Below are 3,039 nucleotides of genomic sequence, written 5' to 3' on the forward strand. Positions count from 1 at the left end.
CCGAACGGAGTCGGCGTGCCAGGCGCCGAGCGGGGCGACCCGCATGGCCGCGCCGTTGCCGCAGGAGCCCTGCCCGTCGAACGCCGACGCGGCGGCCACCGGCCACGGCGTGCCCGCACGGATGAGTTCCAGCAACTCCACCGCGCCCGCGCCGTAGCGGCGGGCCGGGTCGTAGTGCGTGGCGAAGGAGAGCGCGAGCGCGTCCGGCACCATGCGGCCGTGCACGGCGAGCACGTCCAGCACCGAGCACGCCATCTCGGTGTCGTCGCTCCACGGCCAGGGCCCGGGCGGCAGCGCGTCCGGCCAGGGGGCGACCGCCCCGCCGGGGACGAAGAACCGGGAGCCGAGCGCGTCACCCACCGACAGGCCGGCCAGCGCGTCGCGGGCGAGCGTGAGGCGGGTGTCGGGGAACAGAGTGAACGTCATCGTCGTCCCAGCTTGCCCGGTTCCCCGGACCGCCGCAACGCGATCGACTTGCCACGCCGAGTACGGTGCTGACGTGGCAACCGTCCTGCTGGTCGAAGACGACCACGTCGTCCGTGGCGCGATGCTGCGGTCGCTGACGGACCGGGGGCACGCGGTGCACGCCGTCGGCACGGCGCTGGACGCCCTGCGCCGGGTGGCGGCGGAGACGCCCGACCTGGTGGTGCTCGACCTCGGCCTGCCGGACCTGGACGGATCGGACGCGCTGCGCATGCTGCGCGGCATCACCGACGTGCCGATCATCATCGCCACCGCCCGCGACGACGAGCAGTCGGTGGTCCGGCTGCTGCGGGCCGGCGCGGACGACTACATGGTCAAGCCGTTCACCGGGGCGCACCTGGACGCCCGGATCACCACCGTGCTGCGCCGGGCCGGCCGGGCCAGCCGTACCGTGCAACCGGCCGTGCACACGGTCGGCGGCCTGCGGGTGGACGTCGGTGAGCGCAGCGCGGTGCTGGACGGGGAGTCCCTGGCCCTGACCCGCAAGGAATTCGACCTGCTGGCGTATCTCGCCGCGCGTCCCGGCCGGGTAGTGTCCCGGCGGGAACTCTTGGAGGAGGTATGGCGGCAGCCATCGGTCGGCGAGGACCAGACCATCGACGTTCACCTGTACTGGCTCCGCCGCAAAATGGGCGAGTCCGCGGCGAAGCCGCGCTACCTGCGCACCGTGCGGGGGGTCGGCTTCCGGCTGGTGGCGCCGGACTGAGGCCGGCGCTGGCCTGGCTCACCGCCGGCATGTGCAGCCTGGTCGCGTTCGCCTTCCTCATCCCGCTCGGGATCAGCCTCTCCGACCAGTCGCGGGAGGAGAAGCTGGCCGACGCGGCACGCCGGAGCGCGCTGGTCACCGGCGCGCTGGCGGTCAGCACCGACCCCGAGGTGGTCGCGCGGGCGGTGGCGGCCAGCGGTGACGATCCCGCGCTGCGGCCGGTCGTCCACGGCATCGGGGCCGACGAGTCGGCCGGCCGGGCCGACGCGGCCGCGCTGGGCGACGCCGCCGCACAGCGGCGCTCGGTGGTCTCCGAGGTGGACGGCGGTGTGCTGCGGCTGGACCCGGTGGTGCTCGGTGACCGGGTGGCCGTGGTGGAGGTCTTCATCCCCGACGAGGTGCTCGACGACGGCGCCGGCGGGCGGTGGCTGCTGCTGCTCGCAGTGGCGCTGGCCCTGGTCGGCGCGGCGGTGGTGGTGGTCGACCGGGTCGCGGCCCGGGCGGTGGACGCGACCGGCGACCTGGTCAAGGCGGCGCTCGCGGTGGGCGACGGCGAGCTGGGGGTACGGGTCGAGCCGACCGGGCCGCGGGAGCTGGCCGAGGCCGGGCACGCGTTCAACCGGATGGCGGAGCGGCTGGTGGCGCTGCGCGCCGACGAGCACGAGCTGGTCGCCGACCTGTCGCACCGGCTGCGGACGCCGCTGACCGCGTTGCGGCTGGACGCGGAGGCGTTGGAGTCCGACGACACCAGCATCGGCACGTTCAGCGAGGCGGAGCTGGACCGGCGGCGCGGCATCCGGCGGATCCGGCAGGCCATCGTGACGCTGGAGGGCGAGGTCGACCAACTGATCAAGACGACCCGCAAGGCGGTCAGCCAGGAGACGGCGCCGGCGTCCTGCGACGTCAGCGAGGTGGTCCGGGACCGGATGGTCTTCTGGTCGGCGCTGGCGGGCGACCAGAACCGCCCGCACCGGGTGGTCGGGGCGCAGCTGCGCATCCCCGCGCCGGTGCCGCGGGCCGAGCTGGCCGCCGCGCTGGACGCGGTGATCGGCAACGTGTTCCGCTACACCCCGCAGGGCACCGCGTTCGAGGTGGCGGTGAGCCGCCGGGACGGCTGGGTGGCGATCCGGATCGACGACGCCGGGCCGGGCATCGCGAACCCGGACCGGGCGTTGCGCCGGGGCGAGAGCGACCAGGGCTCGACCGGGCTCGGGCTGGACATCGCCAAGCGGGTCGCGTTGCAGGCCAACGGTTCGGTGAGCATCGACCGAGCCCGGTTGGGCGGGGCCAGCGTGGTGATGCTGCTGGCCGATCCGGACGCGGCACCGCGACAGGTCAACCGCTTCGGCCTGGTCGGCCGGATGGCCCGGGAGGCCCGCGAACCGCGCGCCGGGCGACGCTGGCCGCGTCCGCGCTGACTGGTGGCTGTGGACCGGCGCAAGTTCTCCTTAGGAGTGTTTTAACGACCGCCCCGCCACCGCCGCGAACTGTCAGGATCTCTGACAGAACCCATCAGTTCCGTCGGCCGGGACGCCCCGTAACACCTTCCGGCCGGCGGATCCGTGCGCGCGGCGGGAGTCCGGTCCCCCCACACCTCGCTCCCGTCGCGCGCCGCTCTCTCCCGTCGAGCCGGGCGTTGAGGTGACCGTCATGACCCCGACCGTCAGCCGTCTGCTCCGCTGGGCCGCCGTGATCGGCCTCGGCATCGCGCTCACGCTCGCCGCCTGGCAGGACCCGGTGCTGGCGCACGGCCCCGGCCGGCCCACGACGGCCGTCCCCGGGCCCACCGTCGCGCTGGCCGCACTGACCGCGCTGGCGCTCGCGCCGGCAGATCGGAAGAGCGTCGTGTA

At 74.8% G+C, this 3,039-nt stretch carries 3 protein-coding genes; 2 read left to right on the plus strand and 1 reads right to left on the minus strand.

Going from position 1 to position 3,039, the window contains the following annotated elements:
• Positions 1-426: ADP-ribosylglycohydrolase family protein (locus HUW36_RS29555; protein WP_174531108.1), on the minus strand; the 426-nt coding region annotated here is incomplete at its 3' end.
• A gap of 73 nt (positions 427-499) precedes the next feature.
• Here HUW36_RS29555 and HUW36_RS29560 point away from each other — a divergent pair.
• Together HUW36_RS29560 and HUW36_RS29565 are read left to right on the plus strand one after the other, a co-directional pair.
• Positions 500-1,189, plus strand: coding sequence for a response regulator transcription factor (locus HUW36_RS29560; RefSeq protein ID WP_018784999.1), 690 nt, complete (start codon positions 500-502; stop codon positions 1,187-1,189).
• A 29-nt stretch (positions 1,190-1,218) separates the two neighbouring features.
• Complete coding sequence (locus tag HUW36_RS29565; RefSeq protein ID WP_174531109.1) at positions 1,219-2,607, plus strand: HAMP domain-containing sensor histidine kinase; 1,389 nt, start codon at positions 1,219-1,221, stop codon at positions 2,605-2,607.
• The last annotated feature ends 432 nt before the right edge of the window (positions 2,608-3,039 follow it).

Origin of the sequence: Micromonospora maritima (genome assembly GCF_902825405.1) — a bacterium.
Classification (GTDB): Bacteria; Actinomycetota; Actinomycetes; order Mycobacteriales; family Micromonosporaceae; genus Micromonospora; species Micromonospora maritima.

Bases quoted from the DNA above. Each gene is read 5' to 3' on its own strand.
- HUW36_RS29565 (WP_174531109.1), top strand. From the start codon at position 1,219: ATGTGCAGCCTGGTCGCGTTCGCCTTCCTCATCCCGCTCGGGATCAGC.